Below are 21496 nucleotides of genomic sequence, written 5' to 3'. Positions count from 1 at the left end.
TATAAAAATGTTATATTGTGATTATAATATTCGGATTTAGTGGGGGGAGATGGCATTGAAGAAGTTAAAGAGGAGCTCGCGGCTCGTAGAAATGACGCAGTATCTATTATCTCGTCCCCACACGTTAATATCGCTTACAGCATTCGCCGACCGATACCAATCCGCCAAATCCTCGATTAGTGAGGATCTTGCGATCATTAAAGAAGTCTTCGAAGAAGAAGGCATCGGCGAGTTGCAGACATTGGCTGGAGCGGCTGGCGGGGTTAAATACATGCCTAAGATGAGAGAATCTGCGGCACTAGACATTATGAAAGAAATTTGTGCGAAGCTGGAGCAGCCGGATCGCGTATTGCCAGGCGGTTATCTGTACATGACGGATATGCTTGGACAGCCTGAGCTGCTAGCGGATGTTGGTCGCATGTTTGCAACCGCATTCGCGGATCGTAGAATTGATGTTATTATGACGGTGGAGACCAAGGGAATTCCGCTTGCGTATGCAACGGCGGCATGCCTTAACATTCCCGTCGTAATTGTGCGTCGTGACAACAAGGTAACGGAAGGTTCGGCGGTAAGCATCAATTATGTCTCCGGGTCCACGAAGCGTATACAGACGATGTCGCTAGCCAGAAGAGCGCTAAAGGAACAATCCCATGTGTTAATTATCGACGACTTCATGAAAGCCGGAGGTACGATCCAAGGGATGATGGACCTTCTGTTCGAGTTTAAAGCGACCGTAGCGGGCGTAGGCGTCTTTGTAGAGTCGGGCGAAGTGGAGCTCGAGGAACGATTGTTAGAGGATTATGTTTCTCTCGCGAAGCTGACAGCTGTTGATATGAAGTCAAAGCAATCAACCGTGATACCAGGAAACTACTTCAAATCCTAAATACAACATGACAAGACGGATGATCATCATCCGTCTTGTCATGTATTCCAATACATAAATGATGAAAGCAGGGATAGGTATGACAACAGGCAACAAGCTACAAGCAATCTCCACAGAAGCGGCTCCTGCGGCAATTGGACCGTATTCGCAAGCGATTAAACTTGGAGGACTGGTATTTACCTCCGGTCAAATTCCGCTCGACGCATCCGGCGCTCTCGTAGAGGGCGGTATCGAGGAGCAAGCACATCAAGTTTTCCGTAATCTGCATGCCGTGTTAGAGGAAGCGGGGGCATCGTTTGCAAGTGTAGTCAAAGCGACAGTATTCATGAAAGATATGAATGATTTTGCAATGGTGAATGGTATCTATGCATCGTATTTCGGCGATCATAAGCCAGCACGTTCCACAGTAGAGGTGGCAAGGCTTCCGAAGGATGTACTTGTCGAAATTGAGGTCATCGCATCGACTTCTGTCGAATGAAAACGAAAAATTTTCACAACAAAAAAAATATTTTAAATTTAGCATCAATTTACCAAATTTCTAGAAGGATTTTGCATTTTTACGTGGAAGTATACACCAAGTCTTGAGAGGCAAAGGTGGTGAACACAAGTGCAAATTACTGATGTCAGACTCCGCCGCGTCAATTCGGAAGGGCGTATGAAGGCGATCGCATCGATCACCATTGACAATGAATTCGTTGTTCACGATATCCGTGTCATCGATGGTAACAATGGTATGTTCGTAGCTATGCCAAGCAAGCGTACCCCGGATGGCGAATTCCGCGATATCGCCCATCCTATTTCTTCCACAACGCGTGAGAAGATCCAAGCTGCCGTGTTGGCAGAGTATGAGCGAGCAGCCGATGAGGTTGCGATCGAGGAAGGTGCGTAAAGCACCAGCTTTGAAAGCGCAACAATACGGTCTAATCAGAAAAGAGAGCCATGGCTCTCTTTTCTTTTTATATGAATTAGGCTATATTCATCTGAGGATCGTATGGTAATGGAACTAGGGAGGTTATTACATGGCAAGAATGGCGATTGTACTCGCTGCCGGTCAGGGCAAGCGGATGAAATCGAAACTATATAAGGTGTTGCATCCGGTATGCGGCAAACCGATGGTAGGGCATGTGCTGGATGTGGTTCGTTCGGCAAACTGTGAAAGAGCCGTTGTCATTGTAGGACATGGAGCGGAGAAGGTAAAGGCGTATCTTGGCGATACGGCGGAATATGCGCTGCAAGAACAACAGCTCGGAACAGGGCATGCCGTGCTACAGGCCAAGGATCTAATCGGAGACGTTGAAGGCACGACAATTGTTATATGCGGGGACACGCCGCTTGTTCGTGCATCGACCGTAGAATCGATGCTGAAGCTGCACGAAGAGAGCGGAGCGGCAGCAACGGTGTTGACCGCATCCTTTGCGGATCCAACCGGCTATGGGCGGGTTATTCGCGGCGAAGATGGAACGGTTCAACGTATTGTGGAGCAGAAGGACTGCACGCCGGAGGAAGCTGCGGTAGGCGAAATCAATACTGGTACGTATTGCTTCGATAACCGCAAGTTGTTCCAGGCGCTCGCAGGCGTAAAGAACGAGAATGCGCAAGGCGAATACTATCTCACGGATGTCATCGGTCTATTCAAGTCTGCTGGCGAGGTCGTGCAGGGATATAACACTCCGGATTTGGCAGAGGCAATCGGCGTTAATGATCGTGTTGCGCTTGCTGAGGCAGAACGGTATATGCGCGAGAGAATCAACCGCGAGCATCTGCTAGGCGGTGTGACGATTATTGATCCACAGAACACTTATATTGAAGCCGGAGTAGTCATCGGCGCCGATACAGTCGTATATCCAGGCACTATACTGCGAGAAGGGACGGTTATCGGCCAGGATTGTGCCATCGGACCCCAAGCAGATATAACAGCAAGTGAGATTGAAGATGGTGTAACGATCAAATATTCCGTCGTAGTGGAATCGTTTGTCGGAGCGGAGAGCTCCGTTGGCCCGTATGCTAATCTACGCCCTGGCTCGAAGCTTGGGAACGGCTGCAAGATTGGCGATTTCGTAGAGCTTAAGAACGTAACGCTTGGTGACGGCAGTAAGGTGAGTCATCTCAGCTATGTTGGAGACGCTGTTGTAGGCAAAGACGTTAACATCGGCTGTGGCGCGATTACAGTTAACTATGACGGATTTAATAAGTCGATAACGGAGATTGGCGATGAAGCGTTTATCGGCAGTAACGTTAATCTGATTGCTCCGATCAAGATCGGTGACGGCGCTTATGTAGTAGCCGGTTCAACGTTGACGCAGGATGTGCCTGCAGGTGATCTATCGATTGCTAGGGAACGTCAGGTCAACAAGTCGGGCTACGCAGATAAGATTCGCGCTAGAGCAAAGGCGAAGAAGGAACGCGGGTCCAAATAATTTGTTTAATTTTCTCCTCTAGTGGGTAAAGTGATATGGAAATCCAATTACCTGAAGGAGGATTCCATATGGCTATCGCAATGAAGGCGGACGAGAGATCCGTCAAGACGAAAGGCGACCTACGTAAACTCCGTGCTGGCGGCATGGTACCGGGTACAGTATATGGCAGACAGCTTAGTGGTGCGGCATCAGTCGTTGTAATGGAGAAGGAATTGAAGGCGCTGCTCCGCTCCCATCCGAACGCTGTGCTGGAATTAGAGGTACCTGGTCAAGGTCAACATTCTGTCATGGTGGCAGACGTGCAGAGAGATTCTCTTAACGGCACCCTCATTCATGTGGACTTCCACCAGATCAATATGAACGAGGCAGTACGCGCAAACGTACGTATCGATCATGTCGGTGATTCGACGGGCGTGCGCGAAGGCGGCATCCTGTCTATGGTGCTGCATGAGCTGGAAGTACAGTGTCTCCCGGGAGAAATTCCGGAGCAAGTGATCGTTGATATCTCCGCTCTAGGTATTGGGGAGAGCTTGCAGGTGAAGGATCTTTCTCTGCCGCAAGGCGTAGAAGCGAAGTCGGATCCGGAGCTTGTCGTGCTGACGGTGCTGGCACCTCAGAAAGAGCTGACTGAAGAAGAGGCGGAAGCGCAGGATGTAGAGTCGAAGGAAGCGGAATCGAGATCGGATCATGCGCAGCATGAAGAGATTTCGACGAGCACCTAATGGTTTAAACGCACAGCCTGCCGGGCAACCGGCGGGCTTTTCTTTTTTTGTGAAGGGATGGCTAGAAGGGACTTCGTTTTTTACCGGGATTATGCTACATTAGATGCAATTCAATACATGATGATTATGGGTCAACCGATGATTATGGGTCAACCGATTAAGGGAGTGGGCAAGCAATGAAGTGGATTGTTGGACTCGGTAATCCTGGTACGCAATATAAGGATACAAGACATAATGTCGGATTTATGGTCATCGACGAGCTTGCAAAGCGGTGGGGGATCTCGGTGACACAGACGAAGTGCAAAGCGCTGATCGGGGAAGGGAATGTTGGCGGTACGAAGGTCGTACTGATCAAACCGATGACGTATATGAATTTGTCTGGCGAGTCCGTCCGTTCGTTTATGGATTATTTCAAGGCGGATCTATCGGATGGCGTCGTGGTGTACGATGATCTCGACACGGAGATTGGTAAGCTGAGATTGCGTTACCAAGGTAGTGCGGGCGGTCATAACGGCATCAAGTCGATGATTCAGCATTTGAACACGCAGACGTTTAACCGCATCCGAATGGGGATCTCCAGACCGCAGCCGGGCATGGTTATCTCGGACTATGTGTTGTCTACGTTTCCCAAGGCGGAGAAGGATAAGCTGGCAGAAATGATTTCTAACGCTTGCGATGCAGCAGAATTCGGGCTGAAGTCCCCGTTCGAGGAGACAATGGCCAAGTTTAACCGATAACCGTAAGCGGGCGGAATGTTAAATGGAGTAATGTCTGGGCATACTGGGGGTATAACCTATCCTCAGGAGGCATACATATGGCTGTAAACTATATATGCAGGCACTGCAAATCGTCGATGGGATCTATCGAAGGTTCATCCATTACGGAACAACAGCTCGGTTTCCATTTCTTGACCCCCGAAGAGCGCAGCGATATAATAGCGTATGACTCAAGCGGCAACATTGAGGTAAAGGTTGTCTGCGATTATTGTAATGAGGCGCTCAGCTCCAATCCTGATCTTATGCTGATCGGCAATCCTTTGCAGTAAACGGTAGCGTTTCAATGTGAACAATTATTGATGATTTCATAGGCTCCGCTAGAACAGGCTATGCCGGCTTACGTCCGGTCGTAGCTGTTTTGGCGTGGGCGAAGACGGTAGATGTGCATCAGGGGAGCAATGCAGGATGAATTGGATATTTGGAAGCAGCGATCGGCTACTCCCCAGCCGTAGCTAGAGAAACGAGGTGCATCACACGTTGAAAGCGCTAATACAAGCTTTTGTAGCGGATATGGACGTACAATCGATCTTGTCAGGTATCCGCAAAGGGATGCGTGAGCAGATGGTATCCGGTCTTGCCGGATCCTCTCGACAAGTCTTGATTGCAGCTCTGGAAGAAGAAATCGAACGTCCGATGCTGGTCGTCACGCATAATATGTTCTCCGCTCAGAAGATTGCGGAGGATCTACAGGAATGTCTGTCACCCGATAAGGTGCTGCTCTATCCCGCTAACGAACTGATGGCCGCAGAAGCGGCGATCTCGAGTCCCGAGACATTGGCGCAGCGGATGGATGTTCTGATGAAGCTGTCCCGCGGCTATCGCGGGATTGTTGTCGTGCCGTTCTCCGGCGTGAGACGTTACTTGCCTATTGGCAGCGTAATGGCAGAAGCGCAAGTAGAGATTAAGGTCGGAGACGAGATGGCGCTTGAGGATTTCCTGCGCCGCATGACTTCTCTTGGTTATGCCAGAGTCGATCGTGTTGAAGGCAAGGGAGAGATGAGCGTTCGGGGCGGGATCGTTGACTTCTATCCGCTTACAGCTACGCAGGCCTGCCGGATCGAATGGTTTGGTGACGACATCGATTCTATTCGTACGTTTGATCCTGCCGAGCAACGTTCTCTTGATCGATTGGAGAGCTACGTCGTAACGCCGTGCCAAGAGATCATTGCAAGCGCGGGACGGATGGCGAATGCGGCCGATCATGCGGCTGGACTGTTGGAGCGGCAGCTCGACAAGATGACGGATCGTACGGCCAAGGAGCGACTGCGCGCGGAAATTGGCGGAGAGCTCGAGAAATTGCGCGAGCAGGTTTATTTTCCTGAAATTTATAAGTATATATCACTGTTATATCCGGAACGCCAGACGATTATGGACTACATGCCGAGTGATACGGTGCTTATACTAGACGAACCTACGAGATTAATAGAGACATCCAAGCAGCTGGAGCGGGACGAAAGTGAATGGGCTCTCCACCTGCTGCAGAACGGCAAGTCGCTGCCTGGGCTAGTCCTTGCGAGAGAGACGGACGACGTTCTGCACCATCGTCCGTTCCCGACGATCTTCCTCTCGCTGTTCTTGCGTCAGGTGCCGCATTCTCAGCCTCAGAACATCTTGAATATGACAAGTCGTTCCATGCAGAACTTCCATGGTCAGATGAACGTGCTGAAGTCGGAGATGGAGCGCTGGAAGAAGATCGGTGCAAAGGTAATCATGCTGGCAGGTGGCGCAGAACGTATCGAGAGAATGCGCCGCGTACTTGATGACTACGGTATTGAAACACCGATTCTGCTCGAGGGCAACCTCCAGCAGGGCTTCGAATTGCCTTCGTCGCATCTGGTCGTTATTACGGAAGGCGAGATGTTCTCGCAGAAGCAGCGCAAGCAGCGTCGTATAGACAAGAAGCTGGACAATGCCGAGCGGATCAAAAGTTATACCGAGCTGAAGATCGGTGACCATGTCGTCCATCACAACCATGGTATCGGCAAATATGTCGGCATTGGCACGCTTGAGATCGGCGGCATTCATCGTGATTACCTGCATATTCTGTATGCAGGCGGCGACAAGCTGTCCGTACCGATCGACCAGGTCGACATGATTCAGAAGTATGTCGGCAATGAGGAAAAGGAGCCCAAGGTCAACAAGCTGGGCGGCACCGAATGGACAAAGGCCAAGAGCAAGGCTAGGGCTTCTGTACAGGATATTGCCGATGATCTGATTAAGCTCTACGCTCACCGGCAGTCGACTCCTGGTTATGCGTTCGGAGAAGATACGACGTATCAGCAGGAGTTCGAGGCGATGTTCCCTTACGATGAGACGAGGGATCAGCTGCGAGCAATCGAGGAAATCAAGAAGGATATGGAGCGTTCCCAGCCGATGGACCGTCTGTTATGCGGAGACGTTGGTTATGGCAAGACGGAAGTAGCTGTGCGAGCGGCGTTCAAAGCGGCAATGGATAGCAAACAAGTGGCTGTACTTGTGCCTACGACAATTCTTGCCCAGCAGCATTACGAGACGTTCCGCGAGCGTTTCTCGGGATATCCCATTAACGTACAAGTGCTCAGTCGATTCCGCTCCAAGAAGGAACAGAACGATACGATTAAAGGGCTCAAAAACGGCACGGTCGATGTTGTCATCGGTACGCATCGCTTGTTGTCGCAAGATATTATCTTCAAGTCACTTGGTATGCTGATCGTCGACGAGGAGCAGCGATTCGGCGTATCGCATAAGGAGAAGCTCAAGAAGCTGAAAACAAATGTGGACGTACTGACGCTGACGGCAACACCAATACCTCGGACACTGCATATGTCCATGCTAGGGGTGCGCGATTTGTCCGTTATCGAGACGCCGCCAGAGAATCGTTTCCCGGTTCAAACCTACGTGGTGGAATATAGTCCAGCGCTTGTGCGCGAATCCATTGAGCGGGAGCTGGCGCGCGGCGGGCAGGTGTATTACCTGTATAATCGGGTGCAGGGCATACATCAGATGGCAGAGCAAATAAATGCGCTTGTCCCAGATGCCAAGGTTTCGATCGGTCATGGCCAAATGTCGGAGCAGGAGCTGGAGAAGACGATACTGGACTTCCTCGATGGCGAATCGGATGTGTTGGTCAGCACGAGCATCATCGAGACAGGCGTAGACATCCCTAACGTGAATACGCTGATCGTACATGACGCGGACAAGATGGGTCTGTCGCAGCTGTATCAGCTCAGAGGTCGAGTAGGCCGGTCCAACCGGATCGCCTATGCTTATTTCACCTACCAGCGGGACAAGGTCCTCACCGAGGTGGCGGAGAAGCGCCTTCAATCAATTAAAGAGTTTACCGAGCTTGGATCAGGCTTCAAGATCGCCATGCGCGATCTATCTATCCGCGGAGCGGGCAATCTGCTTGGTGCGGAGCAACATGGCTTTATCGCGTCGGTCGGCTTTGACATGTATTCGCAGATGTTGGCGGAGGAGATCGCGAGACGCAAAGCTGAAATGTCCGGTGAGGAAGCCAAGGTGGAGAAAGTCGTTTCGACTGGAATCGATATTAGCGTCGATGCGTATTTGCCGTCGGATTATATCTACGACAGCATTCAGAAGATCGAAATTTACAAGAAGGTCGCTTCGGTTCGTACGTTCGAGGAGAGCGACGATCTTATCGATGAGCTCGTTGATCGTTTCGGCGACTTGCCGCAAGCTGTCAGCAATCTCATGTCCGTCGCGCGGCTTAAAATTTACGGATCCCTATGCAGCATTGAACTGGTTAATCAGAAAGGCGATGATCTCATCTTTAGGCTTGTCGCTCCGATTACGGGCAAGACGATTCGCAAGCAGGTGGATCAGTTGTGTCTCAAGCTCGAGAACCGGTTCAGGCAATCTGGCGAGCAAGAGACGCCGGCTACCATTACGCTTCGCGGAAAAGGGCTTAATATGGAGCAAAAGCTGCATCTGTCCGAGAAGTTCTTTGAAGGATACAAGGATATGATTGTGCCAAAAGAAATGCTGCAGAATGCGACATCGCAGGCATAAATTCGCTTTTCTTGTCTCTGATCTGCTACAATACAAATAATGCAAAATTCATATTGCGAATGTGAAAGGGGATTAACATGTTGCACAGTACACGCAAGTCGGCATGGCGCAGAAGTGCGCTGCTAACGATTGCTGCAGTACTTGTCATGACGATGCTAGCGGCATGCGGCGGCAATAATGACGAGTATTCCTTGGAGTTCAAGGATGTTAGCGAAGGAGAAACAGTCGCAACTTATAAGGACGGCAAGGTTACACAAGCGGAGTTCGACAAATATTTGGCGATCTTTGGCGTGACTCAGCCATCTTATGAGCAAATTATCACAATCCCGCAATTCCAACAAATCATTCTTGAACAATATGTCTCTTACAAGGTGCTAGCGGGCAAAGCTTCCGAGGATTCCTTGAAGAAGGCTCGCGAAGATGTGGACAAGCAGTTCAAGGATTACAAAGAATATCTGAAGACGGACACGGAGCTTGAAGCAAAGCTGAAGGAGAAAAAAATCTCCGATTCCGATATGAGCACGTTCCTTATGCTGACTGCTTCGGTTGTGGCTCATGTTAATTCGCTTGTAACAGACGAAGACGTTACGAAGGCGTTCGAAACGGTTCAGGCGGACTATGCTGTTTCCACCGTTCGTCATGTCCTTGTGGCGACAACAGAGCAAAACCAAGAAACAGGCGAAACAAAAGAGCTTCGTACCGACGAAGAGGCTCTTGCGCGTGCTAAGGAAGCGAAAGCAAAACTTGAAGCCGGCGAAAGCTGGGATGCCATTGCGAAAGAATACTCCGACGATCCGGGCTCGAAAGAAAAAGGTGGTCTTTATGCAGACGCCGAGGGCGGCGGTTGGGTAGAGTCGTTCAAGAAAGCTGCTTTCGAACAGGAAATCGGTAAAATTGGCGAACCTGTCAAGACTGATTACGGATACCATGTCATGGTCGTTGAGAAACGTGATTTCAAGACGTATGACCAACTGACTGACGAGCAGAAGGAAGAAGTGAAGGGCACTGCGGCATCTTCGTACATGGAGACCTTTATGAGCGAAGAAATGCCGAAGCAAGAGCTGAAGATCACGTTGCCGGAGCCTGAGGCGACTGAAGGCGCAGAAGAGGGAGCGGAAGGCGGCGAAGCAACTGCAACGCCAGCTCCGTCACCATCGCCAACTGCAGCTGCCAAATAATCAAGCGTACATCAATCGTAACAGCCCTCTCTCCGAGTCTATTTAGGACTTGTATGAGAGGGCTGTTTTCTTTGATTGGAAGGTCCGGACATGAACCAATAAGGGGTGATTGGAGTCTGGAATGATGTACGCAAAGCAGAAATGTTTGTTCTGCTGAGATAGCTGACACAGTTCGTTGCGAATTCATGTGATTCGAATCACAGGGGACGGGATAGGAGCAGTCTATACTTGAGGTAGAGCACGGTGAACATCGCAAGGATGATAGGCTATTCTTATTCTGGAGGGGATCTATATGTTAGATCAACAAACGATCAAAGTCATTCAATCAACGGTACCTGTTCTTAAGGAATATGGGACTGCCATTACGAGCAGATTCTATCAACGGTTATTCGAAGCGCATCCGGAGCTGTTGAATTTGTTTAATCACGCCAATCAGAAGCAGGGAAGACAACAAGGAGCTTTGGCCAATGCTGTGTATGCGGCAGCTGTTCACATCGAGAAGCTGGAAACTATTCTGCCTGCCGTGCGTCATATTGCCCATAAACATCGTAGCTTAGGGGTCAAGCCGGAACAATATCCGGTCGTGGGACAACATCTGCTTGGAGCGATTAAAGAGGTGCTTGAAGATGCGGCGACGGATGAGATTCTGGAGGCTTGGGGCAAGGCGTATGGCGTCATTGCTGACGTATTTATTAGCGTGGAGCATTCGATGTATGAGGAAGCGGAAGGGCAAGTTGGCGGCTGGAGTGGATTCCGAGCCTTTGTGGTGGAGAAGAAGGTTGTCGAAAGCGACGTCATTACCTCTTTCTATCTGCGTCCTCAAGATGGTGGTCCAATAGCAGTGTTCGAGCCGGGTCAATATGTGAGTGTCAGAATGGTAGTGGACGGCGATGAACATACGCAGCTGCGACAATACAGCCTGTCCGACTCCCCTGGCAAGCCGTATTACCGTATATCGGTGAAACGAGAGGATGCGTTAGGAGAACGACCGGAAGGGATGGTATCGAGCAATCTGCATGCCGACGTATCGGTAGGCGAGGTGCTCATGTTATCGGCGCCGGCAGGTGCGTTCAAGCTGGATGTAACACATAATCGTCCCGTCATGCTGCTGAGCGGCGGCGTTGGCTTGACGCCAATGGTTAGTATGGCGAACACGCTTGCCGAACGGCAACCGGATAGGAGAACGGTGTTTGTCCATGCGGCGCGTGATGGAAACTTGCATGCGATGCGCGAGTCTGTGCTCGAATTGCAGAACCAAGCACCAGGGTTGTCCGTCTACTATTGCTATATGGAACCGACAGGCGAGGACAGGGCGCTAAGCAGGTTCGATCACGAAGGGATTATTGATGCAGCTTGGCTGGAGCGGCTTCTGCCAGGGCCTGATGTTGACGTGTACTTGTGCGGTCCGGTGCCGTTCATGAAAGCGATGTTCGCCGCCTTGCAAGCAATCGGCGTGACTGAATCGCAAATCCATTACGAGTTCTTTGGTCCAACGGGCAGCTTGGGTCAATAAGGCAGACTACTTGGCAGTACTGGATCGCAGTAATCGATTGACCGTTTCCCTGCGGAGACCGATTAATTGTCCGATCTCGTCCTGAGTAAGCAGATCTGCAATGTTGTCTGGCGTCCCGGTAAGGCTTGTCAGCCACTCTTGCAGCTTCTGCAGCTTCTCTGCAGGGGAAGTTCTTGTCAGTTGATCAATCCGTTGCTGCATGACGCGGAGACGACTCTGCAGCAATCTCGCAATCTCTAACGCCTTCTCTGGATGTGCAGCCAAATCGTCATACCAGTCTCGCGAAGGAATAACCTCGATCTCGCTGGTTATCATCGCGATAGCTGTTCCGTGATAGGGCTGCTCGGATACGAGCGAGTGATGGGGGATTACTTCTCCGGCAACGATCAAATTAACGACAATGATATGCCCGTCCTCGTGTACGCGTACGATCTTCAGCAGCCCGCTCTTCAATCGGAAGAGCGGGCCGCTTTCGCCTTGACGGAATACAACCTCACCTTTATGTACAATCATGTAAGCAATGCCCTCCTCGCGCAAAAACAGCTTTGCGTTAATTGTAGAGGCAACCGAACTGCTGAGCAACTTACGCCAATTAACAATTGACTGTATTTGTAAAAAGTGATATCATAAATATATCAAAAAGATATAGAGGTGATCGCCTTGAAGGAAAAGAAGGGATTTTGCGTCAGCGGTTATTTGGCGCTCTTGGTAGCTGTGGTGGCTGCTGCTGGAGGCGTATGGTTAATTGGTTCTGAAATTTCGGCGGATGTGTCTTCCGCGACATTAATCGGAGTAGGGGCTTTCTTACTGTTGCTGGCCGCCATCGCGCTATCTTCACTAGTCATCGTACAGCCTAACGAAGCCAAGGTTGTAACGTTCTTCGGAACGTATGTGGGGACTGTTGTAGAGAGTGGGTTGTGGATGGTGATGCCGCTCTCGACGAAGTCCACCATATCGCTGAAGGTGCGGAACTTTAACAGCCAGAAGCTTAAGGTTAACGATGCCGAGGGTAATCCCGTTGAGATCGGTGCGGTTATCGTGTTTAAAGTCGTAGATACGGCGAAGGCGTCATTTGATGTCGATCAGTATGAACGATTCGTTGAAATTCAAAGCGAGACGGCGATTCGACATATCGCCGCGCAATATCCTTATGACACTTTCGAAGATCCGAGCACGGTATCGCTTCGCGGCAATGCAGACGAAGTGGCGACAGAGTTGCTGCGGGAGTTGCAAGAGAGGCTTGATGTAGCAGGCGTGGAGCTTCGGGAAACACGTATTACGCACTTGGCTTACGCACCTGAGATTGCAAGCGCGATGCTTCAGCGTCAGCAAGCTATTGCTATCGTGGCTGCACGCCAGAAGATTGTAGAGGGTGCGGTTGGTATGGTTGACGCGGCGCTGCGTCAATTGGAGGACAATGGTATTGTGCTCGATGACGAACGGCGCGCGGCAATGATTAATAATTTGATGGTGTCCATCGTATCCGACCGGGCGGCCCAGCCGGTTATTAATACGGGATCGCTGTATACCTGAGGTTAGCCTGATATGGCCAAAGAAAAGAAGGCGTTCCCTTTGCGGCTCGATCCCGAAATCCATCGCGCGCTGGAACAATGGGCTACGGACGAATTCCGCAGCGTTAATGGGCACATCGAATTTCTGCTCAGGGAGGCGCTTGGCAAAGCTGGCAGGCTAAAGCTGCCTAATCGTGATTCGGATAAATAGGTTTGGCGTATATAGGCATATAGAACGACTTCATCCAGGAGGAGAGGTCGTTCTTTTTTTGCGTTTATCTAATTCGCAAAATTATGTCACATTAAAGTTAGGTAATATTACATGAAAATAATCTTGAAACAGCTTGTATGAATACCATATTGTCGAATCGCCCTCAAAATTCAAAAAAATGAATAAAATGTACATAATTTTGACCGAAAATAGGGATAAAAAGTTTACATGGATCAATTTTATTAATTATGGAAAATTTGATGTAAAGTATATTGACATAACCAAAAATCCCCCACTATAATTGACCTCAGAACGAACGTTGGAAAGCAATTCCAACAAAACGTTCGGAAATAGAGACAAATACATAGGGAACGGGGAGTGGAGAGATGAGAAAGGGCAAGGGGTTGTTGTATCAGACGGGGTTACTGATTATGGCGGTTGGCATGGTATTGGCTGGCTGTTCAGGGAACAATGAACCGGCTTCATCGAGCACGAACACACCTGTAGAATCCAGCGCAGCAGGAACGGATGGCGAAATTAAAGTAGGCATCCTTCATTCACAGAGCGGAACGATGGCTATAAGCGAAATGTCGGTTATCGACTCGGAGATGATGGCGATCGAGGAAATCAACGCGGCAGGCGGCGTATTGGGCAAAAAGATCGTGCCTGTACTAGAGGACGGCGCGTCAGATTGGCCGACCTTTGCTGAGAAGGCTCGTAAGCTGATCTCGGAAGATAAAGTTGCAACGGTATTCGGAGGATGGACGTCCGCGAGCCGCAAAGCGATGCTTCCGGTATTCGAAGAGCTGAACGGATTGTTATGGTACCCCGTTCAATACGAAGGACTTGAAGCTTCCCCTAACATCTTCTACACAGGGGCGACGACGAATCAACAGATCGTTCCATCGGTCACTTGGCTGCTGGAGAATCGGGGCAAGAAGTTCTACCTGCTCGGCTCCGACTATGTGTTCCCGCGTACGGCGAACTTAATCATTAAAGAACAGCTGAAGGCTGAAGGCGGAGAATTGGTGGGCGAAGAGTATACGCCGCTTGGACATACGGATTACAGTACGATCATTAGCAAAATAAAAGCAGCGGACCCGGACATCGTGTACAACACACTGAACGGGGACAGCAACGTAGCCTTCTTCAAGCAGTTGAAGGATGCTGGAATTACGGCTCAGGACATGACGACATTGTCGGTGTCAGTAGCCGAGGAAGAGATTCGTGGTATCGGCGTCGACGTTCTTGAAGGGCATTTGGCAGCATGGAACTATTATCAAACGACGGATACGCCAACGAACGCGAAGTTCGTGGAGAGCTACAAGAAAAAGTTCGGAGACGAGCGTGTAACAGCCGATCCGATCGAAGCGGGCTACACAGCGGTATACCTATGGGCTGCAGCTGTAGAGAAAGCGGGCTCGACGGATGTCGCGGCTGTTAAGGAAGCGGCGAAGGAGCTGGAGTGGGAAGCTCCGAGCGGCAAAGTTAAGATTGACGGCGAGACGCAGCATATCTACAAAACGGTGCGGATCGGAGAGGTTCAATCCGATGGGCAATTCAAGGAGTTATGGAATTCCGGGGAAGCAGTGAAACCGGATCCGTTCTTGAAAGGTTACGCTTGGGCAGCAAGCATTCAACCGTAACATAACAGAGGCACAACCCTTGATGATGGGATAATGAAGCGGCTTATAGAGATACAGGAGGAGGAAGTATTCGGGGGCTTGAGGATCGAATGCTTCCTTCTTGCTGTACCCTGCCGGCTATTGCCGCTGAAGGAGCGATGAGATGGAACTCTTTATACTTCAACTGTTCAATGGGCTTAGCATCAGCTCGATCTTGCTTCTGGTTGCGCTTGGACTCGCAATCACATTCGGATTAATGAAAGTGATTAATATGGCGCATGGAGAGCTCATTATGATCGGCGCATATGCCACGTATTTGACGCAAAATCTGTTCCTGGATTATATGCCTGCGTCGATGTTCAACTGGTACTTTGTGCTGGCCATTCCGGTCAGCTTCGTTATCGCATTTGTCATCGGGCTTGTACTCGAAATGGGTCTCATTCGTTTCTTATACGGCAGACCGCTGGATAGCTTGCTTGCAACCTGGGGTGTAGGTCTTGTGCTTCAGCAGCTCGCAAGGTCGATCTTTGGCGCACCGAATGTGGCGGTCAAGAGCCCGACTTGGCTTGATGGAGGGTTGCAAATTTTCGGAGGGACGCTGCTTCCTTATAAACGGATCTTTATCATTGCCCTCGTTATTGCATGTCTAGTGGCTATGTATCTCTATATTTATCGGAGTCATGAAGGGCGCCGGATGAGAGCTGTCATGCAGAATCGAGAGATGGCGGCATGTCTTGGTGTATCAACCAGACGGGTAGATGCGATGACATTTGCAATTGGATCGGGTATTGCAGGCATCGCAGGCTGCGCGCTGACATTATTAGGACCCATTGGTCCATCGCTTGGCACGTATTATATCGTGGACGCATTCATGGTGGTTGTACTCGGCGGCGTAGGCAAGCTGGTAGGTACGGTTCTTGGGGCGACAGGTATAGGGATGTTTAATACCTTATTCGAATATTGGACTAATGCTTCGCTTGGCAAGGTGCTGGTATTCGTGTGTATCGTCGCGTTCCTGCAGTGGAGGCCGTCGGGGCTGGTGGCGATGCGCACGCGCTCGCTTGATTAAAGGCAGGAACGACTTGCGTAGAGAAGGTGGAATGCGGGATGCGGATTGCGCGTATGACAGGGAATCGATGGTGGATATTGGGGGGATATGCGGTCGCGGCTACGGCGCTGTTCTGCGCGCCGCTTGTATTCAGCGACTTCAGGCTGAATCTTCTGGCGAAATTTCTGGCCTTCGCGATCGTCGCATTAGGGCTTGATCTTATATGGGGGTATACGGGGATTCTCAGCTTAGGTCATGGCATATTCTTTGGACTTGGCGCTTATGCGATGGCCATGTATCTGAAGCTGGAAGCAAGCGGCGGTAAGCTCCCCGATTTTATGGGCTGGAGCGGTCTGAAGGAGCTGCCGTTGTTCTGGCAGCCGTTTGATATATTTGGCGTGGCGGTGGCGCTCGGTATTGTAATACCTGCATTGCTGGCGCTCGGACTTGGGTATTTTACATTCCGCAACCGGATCAGGGGGGTGTACTTCACCATTCTGACGCAGGCGCTCGTCATTATTACGACGACACTGCTCGTCGGACAGCAGGCCTTTACCGGCGGAACGAACGGTGTAACGGGTTATTCGACGATACTGGGCTATTCACTCGCATCTCCTGATACAAAGCGTATGCTCTACTGGGTAACGGCAGCAGTGTTGATTGGCATCTTTGTCTTATGCCGTTATTTGACGGGCAGCCGCTTCGGCAAGGTGCTGCGTGCAATACGCGACGGCGAGAATAGGGTACGGTTCATCGGGTACAATCCGGCGGTTTACCAAATGGTCATCTTTACGGTATCGGCAGCGATTGCGGGTATTGCGGGTATGTTGTTTGTTCTGCATGTCGGGATTATCTCGCCTTCGATGCTCGGTATCGTGCCTTCTATAGAGATGGTGTTATGGGTTGCAATTGGCGGCAGGGGGACGCTTATCGGCGCGGCACTTGGGGCTGTTCTCATGAACTGGGCCAAAAGCGAGTTCAGTACGGCTTATCCGGATGGTTGGTTATTCTTCATGGGCGCGATGTTCGTTATCGTCGTTGTTTTCATGCCTAAGGGTGTAGCTGGTTTGTTCCAATGGAAGGGCAAAGGAATCGGCAGGAAGCAGCCGGCTTGGATGAAAGGGCTCAGTCGCAAGCTCAGACCGGGCAGGGAGCAGAAGGGCAGTATTCCGAATGGATGAAGCGTGAAGTGAAATTGGCGAGGAGGGGATCGGGATGGCGAACAATCAAGGGGCTATTCTGCAATGCGAGGATGTAACGGTTGAATTCGATGGGTTCAAGGCTGTGCAGGGGATGAGTCTGGCACTAGAGAAGGCTGAGCTGCGATTCTTGATCGGTCCGAACGGAGCGGGCAAGACGACGATGCTGGATGTCATCTGCGGTAAGGTCAGGCCATCTGCGGGTAAAGTGACTTTCGGAGGCAAGGTCGATATTACGCGGAAGCACGAACATCAGATTGCGGAGCTCGGCATCGGCAGAAAGTTCCAAGCGCCTTCCATCTTCAAGGATATGACGGTCTTGGAGAATCTGGAGATTGCCATGCGACAGAAACGGAGTATCTTCGCCACATTGTTCGCTCGCATGAAGTCAGAGGAAGAAGATCGTATGCGCGGGCAGCTTGGCATGATCGGTCTTGCCGAGAAGGGAGCTTGGCGCGCCGGCGGATTATCCCATGGGGAGAAGCAGTGGCTGGAGATCGGCATGATGCTGCTGCAAGAGCCGGAGGTGCTGTTGCTTGATGAGCCTGTAGCCGGCATGACTGATAAGGAAACAGATAAGACGGGCGAGCTGCTGCATGAGATCGCCAGAGAACGTTCTGTCGTTGTAGTGGAGCATGATATGGAATTTGTGCGTAACTTCGCTAGCAAGGTAACGGTCATGCACGAAGGCAAGCTGCTGAAGGAAGGCTCCATGGAGGAAGTGCAGGGCGATGATCGAGTAGCCGAAGTGTATCTGGGCAGGAGGCGTGATGAGCATGCTAGCCGTTCAACAGCTTGAGTCGGGATATGGGGAAAGTATTATTTTGCGAGACGTGTCGCTGCGCGTGAAACCTGGTCAAGTGGTCTGCTTAATGGGGCGCAACGGCGTAGGCAAGACAACGCTGATGAAAAGTATCATGGGCATTCTGAAGGCAAAGGAAGGCGCGGTCAGCTATAACGGCATTGACCTGACAAGGAAGGCGCCGGGTATTCGAGCCAAGAGCGGTATCGGATATGTACCGCAGGGGCGTGAAATTTTTGCGCAGCTGTCGGTGTACGAGAACCTGCTGCTGGGGCTGGAGTCGTCGCGGACGAAGGGGAAACAGAAACAAGGAAGAGATACGATCCCCCCTGAGGCGCTTGAAAAGTTCCCGGTACTTCAGACGATGTTCGAGCGGCGAGGCGGAGATCTCAGCGGCGGACAGCAGCAGCAGCTAGCGTTCGCACGAGCACTGGCTTCCAAGCCGGAGGTGCTGCTGCTCGATGAGCCTTGCGAGGGGATCCAGCCCTCCATCGTCGACGATATTCGGGATGTCATCCGTTCCATTAAGACGGAAGGACATACGGCGATTCTGCTTGCGGAGCAAAGCTTGGATTTCGTGAAAAGTGTCGGTGATTATTTCTATGTGCTGGACAAAGGCTCTGTTGCTTGGGAAGGGGATCTCGCCGGTCTAAACGATGATATTATCAGGAAATATTTGACTGTATAGGGATATGGGCAGCGGCGGATGTGTAGCTAAGATGGAAAGTGGGGACAGTAAGAGCCTAATCCTGTATGGGATGGGGCTCTTTGCACTTGCGGTGCGCAATCAGCGAATGGCTGGCGGAGGAAGAGGTAAGACAGGGGGCAGCTGGCGGCGTGCATAAGAATTTGGGAGCGGTTGAATACTATGGTCAGATTCAAAATATTACGATGAAGGGTATAACCCTTCTAAAGAAGAAGCCAGATTGGTGATGCGGACCCACTACGGCGCTATAATGATTCGGAGATATTCGCCCCGGATGACAAACCTATACCGAGATCTCTCGAAGACAAGTGGCCTGCTGCTCGGCAAGTACAGCAGATTGGCAAGCTCGAAGCGGGTTTTATCGCCAAATAGAATTCCGTATTCCGATGGATGATTCGGAGACTTATAAATTCTATTGTGGTCAAGCAAGGCTGGTGTCCAGTGTATTCAAAATCTTCTAGTGAAAGCGGGGCAACAAGAAATGAAAGCAACTGGAATTGTGCGTCGTATCGATGATTTGGGACGTGTGGTGATTCCGAAGGAAATTCGCCGCACGCTGCGGATCCGTGAAGGCGATCCGCTCGAAATTTTCGTGGATCGCGACGGTGAAGTTATCTTGAAGAAATATTCTCCGATCGGGGAGCTTGGCGACTTTGCGAAGGAGTACGCAGAATCGTTATTCGAAAGCATGGGACATATTACGCTGATCTCCGACCGGGATACGATTATTACGGTTGCGGGCGCCTCTAAGAAAGAGCTGATGGACAAGTCGATTGGCTCAGCGCTCGAATCGTGCATGGAGAACCGTAAAACATTGACGGAGACCAATGGCGGAAATTACGAAATCGTCAAGGACGTACAAGAGCCGTATAGTTCCTTTGTTGTGGCACCGATTATTGCGGGCGGAGATCCGATCGGCGCGGTCGTACTGCTGAGCAAGGATGATTCTGTCAAAATGACGCAGATGGAAACCAAGATGGCGGAGACGGCTGCCGGCTTCCTTGCGAAGCAAATGGAACAGTAACTTTAACTGCTTGATGGACTAACAAGAAGAGGCTTCCATAGAGGTGTGCTGTCGCACCGAATGGAGGCCTCTTCGTGTCATGCACGAAGTATGAGGATTGCGGTAATGTTGGTATCGCACTGCCTTGGTAAGGTATAATCGATTCCATATAGGGGTAAAGTGGGGCAATAGAAGATGATGGGGAAGGAAGCGAGCTCGGACGGTTCAAAGCGCGGCGGCAAGCCGCCGCGGCTGTGGCGTCATGGTGTCGCGCTGATGGCCGGAGCGGCGTTATTGTCGAAGCTGATCGGCGCATTGCAGAAGATTCCGCTTCAGAATATCGCGGGCGATCGTGTCTTCGGCATGTACAACGCGGTATATCCGTTCTACCAAATACTTGCCGTGCTGGCGACGGCCGGGTTACCGACAGCGGTGTCGATTCTAATCGCAAGCCGTTTGAGTGCAGGCGGCATAGGACAAGCCCGGACACGCAGTGCGCTGCTTGCGGCGTTATTGTTGTTAGGAGCCACAGGAATGGCGGCTGCTGCGCTGATGTGGGTGACGGCTGATCTTGCGGCAGCATGGCTTGGCGATTCAGCGGTAGCTCCCGCCATTCGGGTATTGGCGTTAGCGCTGCTGCTTTCTCCGATTGCAGCTGCTATCCGCGGTTACATGCAAGGGATGGGGCGTATGGCGTTCTCCGCAGCGTCCCAGCTATCGGAACAAACAGCGCGAGTTGCGGTGATGGTACTGGTGCTCTCGGCAGGGCTTGCTGCTAGCTGGAGCGACGCCATGATTACGGCGGGCGTCATGTTTGGCGGTGCAGCGGGGGCTGCCGTTTCGCTGCTGGTGCTTGGTTTCGGCTTGCGCCGTACTGCGCCGAGCGGCGGCAGCTCAGGCGTCGTCAGCAAGCGCAAGCTGCTTGGCGAGATGAAGGAACTGGCGGCGCTCGCGCTGCCTGCAGCGCTTGCAGCGCTCGTTGTGCCAGCTGTTGCCGCGGTAGACAGCTTCACGGTGCCGGCTCTGCTGCGGGGCAACGGGCTGTCAGCCGAAGATGCAATGAGTCTCTTCGGCATCTACGGCAGAGGGCAGCCGCTTGTGCAGCTCGTCGTCATGGCTGCAGGAGCCGGTGCAGCCGCGCTTGTGCCGGGTCTCGTACGCGCGCGCATGGAGCGGCAGCCGGAGCTTCTACAGCTTCGATTAACGCTGCTGCTGCGTATGGCGTGGCTCGTCGGCGGTGCCGCATCGATCGGCCTCGTGCTGCTGGCCGAGCCGATCAACGTGATGCTGTATCGCGACGCGCTCGGCACAGAGGCGCTTGCGCTCATCGGCTGCACCGCGCTGGCGGGCTGCGTCAGCGCGGTCGCCGCTCCCGCGCTGCAGGCGCTCGGCGCGGCGCGCGTACCCGCGCTGCTGCTGCTTATCGCAGCGCTGCTCAAGGGCGCGCTCAACGCCGTCCTGGTGCCCTCCCTCGGGATCGAGGGAGCGGCCTTCTCCGGCGTTGCCGCGCTAAGCACCGCCGCCATGCTCGGCGCGGCGGCCCTCCGCCATGCGGCGGCGAAGCTCGACGCGCCGCCGCAGCATGGCGTGAAGGCGGCGGACTGGCGTCCCGCCGCCGCAGGCGTTGCAGCGCTCGCGGCGATGGCCGCTGCGCTGTGGCTGTGCCAGCGCGCCCTTGGGGGCGGCGCGCTGGAGGGGCTGCCGCCGAGAGCGGCGGCAGCTTTGCTGGCGCTGGCGGGCATTGCCGCCGGCGCAGCGGTGTTTGGCGCCGCCGCTTTGCGGGGCGGCGCCATCGGCGCGCGCGAATGGCGCGCGCTTCCGGGCGGCGAGGAGCTGGCCGCCCGGTTGAGGCGGCGGGGGCTTATACCGCCGCCGCGATAATAGAGGAGGA

Annotated in this window: 20 protein-coding genes; 19 read left to right on the top strand and 1 reads right to left on the bottom strand. The window is 52.0% G+C overall.

The features are described from left to right. The first annotated feature begins 55 nt into the window (after positions 1–55). The 10 genes from purR to hmpA all read left to right on the top strand — a co-directional run bounded on the left by purR (position 56) and on the right by hmpA (position 11500). Complete coding sequence (purR, locus tag ACX1C1_RS06600) at positions 56–883, top strand: pur operon repressor (protein ID WP_458956329.1); 828 nt, start codon at positions 56–58, stop codon at positions 881–883. Positions 884–962: 79 nt separating this feature from the next. Continuing rightward, a complete protein-coding gene (locus ACX1C1_RS06595; RefSeq protein WP_458956328.1) occupies positions 963–1361 on the top strand; it encodes a RidA family protein in 399 nt (132 codons plus the stop codon). Between the two features lie 129 nt (positions 1362–1490). Then, positions 1491–1772: a septation regulator SpoVG gene (spoVG, locus tag ACX1C1_RS06590; protein ID WP_087571183.1), complete on the top strand. Its 282-nt coding sequence runs from the start codon at positions 1491–1493 to the stop codon at positions 1770–1772. A gap of 130 nt (positions 1773–1902) precedes the next feature. Beyond that, positions 1903–3300: a bifunctional UDP-N-acetylglucosamine diphosphorylase/glucosamine-1-phosphate N-acetyltransferase GlmU gene (gene glmU / locus ACX1C1_RS06585; RefSeq protein ID WP_458956327.1), complete on the top strand. Its 1398-nt coding sequence runs from the start codon at positions 1903–1905 to the stop codon at positions 3298–3300. Positions 3301–3368: 68 nt separating this feature from the next. Further along, positions 3369–4022: a 50S ribosomal protein L25 gene (locus ACX1C1_RS06580; protein ID WP_458956326.1), complete on the top strand. Its 654-nt coding sequence runs from the start codon at positions 3369–3371 to the stop codon at positions 4020–4022. A 176-nt stretch (positions 4023–4198) separates the two neighbouring features. Beyond that, positions 4199–4759, top strand: a complete 561-nt coding sequence (pth, locus tag ACX1C1_RS06575) for an aminoacyl-tRNA hydrolase (RefSeq protein ID WP_458956325.1) — start codon at positions 4199–4201, stop codon at positions 4757–4759. A gap of 77 nt (positions 4760–4836) precedes the next feature. Continuing rightward, positions 4837–5067, top strand: coding sequence for an anti-sigma-F factor Fin (locus tag ACX1C1_RS06570; RefSeq protein ID WP_458956324.1), 231 nt, complete (start codon positions 4837–4839; stop codon positions 5065–5067). Between the two features lie 241 nt (positions 5068–5308). Further along, positions 5309–8809, top strand: a complete 3501-nt coding sequence (gene mfd / locus ACX1C1_RS06565) for a transcription-repair coupling factor (protein WP_458957608.1) — start codon at positions 5309–5311, stop codon at positions 8807–8809. A gap of 77 nt (positions 8810–8886) precedes the next feature. Next, positions 8887–9987, top strand: a complete 1101-nt coding sequence (locus tag ACX1C1_RS06560; protein WP_458956323.1) for a peptidylprolyl isomerase — start codon at positions 8887–8889, stop codon at positions 9985–9987. Positions 9988–10279: 292 nt separating this feature from the next. Then, the gene (gene hmpA, locus ACX1C1_RS06555) at positions 10280–11500 is read left to right on the top strand and encodes an NO-inducible flavohemoprotein (protein WP_458956322.1); all 1221 of its coding nucleotides are present in this window, start codon (positions 10280–10282) and stop codon (positions 11498–11500) included. Positions 11501–11506: 6 nt separating this feature from the next. On the opposite strand, the gene ACX1C1_RS06550 is transcribed toward hmpA, so the two are convergent. Continuing rightward, the gene (locus tag ACX1C1_RS06550) at positions 11507–12013 is read right to left on the bottom strand and encodes a Crp/Fnr family transcriptional regulator (protein WP_458956321.1); all 507 of its coding nucleotides are present in this window, start codon (positions 12011–12013) and stop codon (positions 11507–11509) included. Positions 12014–12160: 147 nt separating this feature from the next. On the opposite strand from ACX1C1_RS06550, the gene ACX1C1_RS06545 reads away from it, so the two are divergent. From ACX1C1_RS06545 to ACX1C1_RS06505, 9 genes are all read left to right on the top strand, one after another. Next, positions 12161–13033, top strand: coding sequence for an SPFH domain-containing protein (locus tag ACX1C1_RS06545; protein ID WP_458956320.1), 873 nt, complete (start codon positions 12161–12163; stop codon positions 13031–13033). 12 nt (positions 13034–13045) lie between these two features. Then, entirely contained in the window at positions 13046–13222 is a 177-nt protein-coding gene (locus ACX1C1_RS06540; RefSeq protein WP_458956319.1) for a type II toxin-antitoxin system antitoxin, read from the top strand. A gap of 386 nt (positions 13223–13608) precedes the next feature. Beyond that, on the top strand, positions 13609–14868 hold the full coding sequence (gene urtA / locus ACX1C1_RS06535) for an urea ABC transporter substrate-binding protein (RefSeq protein WP_458956318.1): 1260 nt from the start codon (positions 13609–13611) through the stop codon (positions 14866–14868). Between the two features lie 142 nt (positions 14869–15010). After that, positions 15011–15916 (top strand): urea ABC transporter permease subunit UrtB, encoded by a 906-nt coding sequence (gene urtB / locus ACX1C1_RS06530; RefSeq protein ID WP_458956317.1) that lies wholly within the window; start codon positions 15011–15013, stop codon positions 15914–15916. Between the two features lie 38 nt (positions 15917–15954). Next, positions 15955–17076 carry an urea ABC transporter permease subunit UrtC gene (urtC, locus tag ACX1C1_RS06525; RefSeq protein ID WP_458956316.1) on the top strand — a complete coding sequence of 374 codons (1122 nt, stop codon included), beginning with the start codon at positions 15955–15957 and terminating at the stop codon, positions 17074–17076. Between the two features lie 34 nt (positions 17077–17110). Beyond that, positions 17111–17893, top strand: a complete 783-nt coding sequence (urtD, locus tag ACX1C1_RS06520; protein WP_458956315.1) for an urea ABC transporter ATP-binding protein UrtD — start codon at positions 17111–17113, stop codon at positions 17891–17893. Continuing rightward, positions 17871–18584, top strand: coding sequence for an urea ABC transporter ATP-binding subunit UrtE (urtE, locus tag ACX1C1_RS06515; RefSeq protein ID WP_458956314.1), 714 nt, complete (start codon positions 17871–17873; stop codon positions 18582–18584). Before urtD ends, urtE begins: the two co-directional genes overlap by 23 nt. 499 nt (positions 18585–19083) lie before the next feature. Beyond that, the gene (gene spoVT, locus ACX1C1_RS06510; protein ID WP_458956313.1) at positions 19084–19626 is read left to right on the top strand and encodes a stage V sporulation protein T; all 543 of its coding nucleotides are present in this window, start codon (positions 19084–19086) and stop codon (positions 19624–19626) included. Positions 19627–19800: 174 nt separating this feature from the next. Then, complete coding sequence (locus ACX1C1_RS06505; RefSeq protein WP_458956312.1) at positions 19801–21486, top strand: polysaccharide biosynthesis protein; 1686 nt, start codon at positions 19801–19803, stop codon at positions 21484–21486. Positions 21487–21496 lie beyond the last annotated feature (10 nt).

It is taken from the genome of Paenibacillus sp. strain BS8-2, assembly GCF_054483835.1.
This window is presented reverse-complemented; position numbering and strand designations above follow the sequence as displayed.

Bases quoted from the DNA above. Each gene is read 5' to 3' on its own strand.
- ACX1C1_RS06595 (WP_458956328.1), top strand. From the start codon at position 963: ATGACAACAGGCAACAAGCTACAAGCAATCTCCACAGAAGCGGCTCCT.
- glmU (WP_458956327.1), top strand. From the start codon at position 1,903: ATGGCAAGAATGGCGATTGTACTCGCTGCCGGTCAGGGCAAGCGGATG.
- ACX1C1_RS06580 (WP_458956326.1), top strand. From the start codon at position 3,369: ATGGCTATCGCAATGAAGGCGGACGAGAGATCCGTCAAGACGAAAGGC.
- pth (WP_458956325.1), top strand. From the start codon at position 4,199: ATGAAGTGGATTGTTGGACTCGGTAATCCTGGTACGCAATATAAGGAT.
- ACX1C1_RS06570 (WP_458956324.1), top strand. From the start codon at position 4,837: ATGGCTGTAAACTATATATGCAGGCACTGCAAATCGTCGATGGGATCT.
- mfd (WP_458957608.1), top strand. From the start codon at position 5,309: ATGGACGTACAATCGATCTTGTCAGGTATCCGCAAAGGGATGCGTGAG.
- ACX1C1_RS06560 (WP_458956323.1), top strand. From the start codon at position 8,887: ATGTTGCACAGTACACGCAAGTCGGCATGGCGCAGAAGTGCGCTGCTA.
- hmpA (WP_458956322.1), top strand. From the start codon at position 10,280: ATGTTAGATCAACAAACGATCAAAGTCATTCAATCAACGGTACCTGTT.
- ACX1C1_RS06550 (WP_458956321.1), bottom strand. From the start codon at position 12,013: ATGATTGTACATAAAGGTGAGGTTGTATTCCGTCAAGGCGAAAGCGGC.
- ACX1C1_RS06540 (WP_458956319.1), top strand. From the start codon at position 13,046: ATGGCCAAAGAAAAGAAGGCGTTCCCTTTGCGGCTCGATCCCGAAATC.
- urtA (WP_458956318.1), top strand. From the start codon at position 13,609: ATGAGAAAGGGCAAGGGGTTGTTGTATCAGACGGGGTTACTGATTATG.
- urtB (WP_458956317.1), top strand. From the start codon at position 15,011: ATGGAACTCTTTATACTTCAACTGTTCAATGGGCTTAGCATCAGCTCG.
- urtC (WP_458956316.1), top strand. From the start codon at position 15,955: ATGCGGATTGCGCGTATGACAGGGAATCGATGGTGGATATTGGGGGGA.
- urtD (WP_458956315.1), top strand. From the start codon at position 17,111: ATGGCGAACAATCAAGGGGCTATTCTGCAATGCGAGGATGTAACGGTT.
- urtE (WP_458956314.1), top strand. From the start codon at position 17,871: ATGCTAGCCGTTCAACAGCTTGAGTCGGGATATGGGGAAAGTATTATT.
- spoVT (WP_458956313.1), top strand. From the start codon at position 19,084: ATGAAAGCAACTGGAATTGTGCGTCGTATCGATGATTTGGGACGTGTG.
- ACX1C1_RS06505 (WP_458956312.1), top strand. From the start codon at position 19,801: ATGATGGGGAAGGAAGCGAGCTCGGACGGTTCAAAGCGCGGCGGCAAG.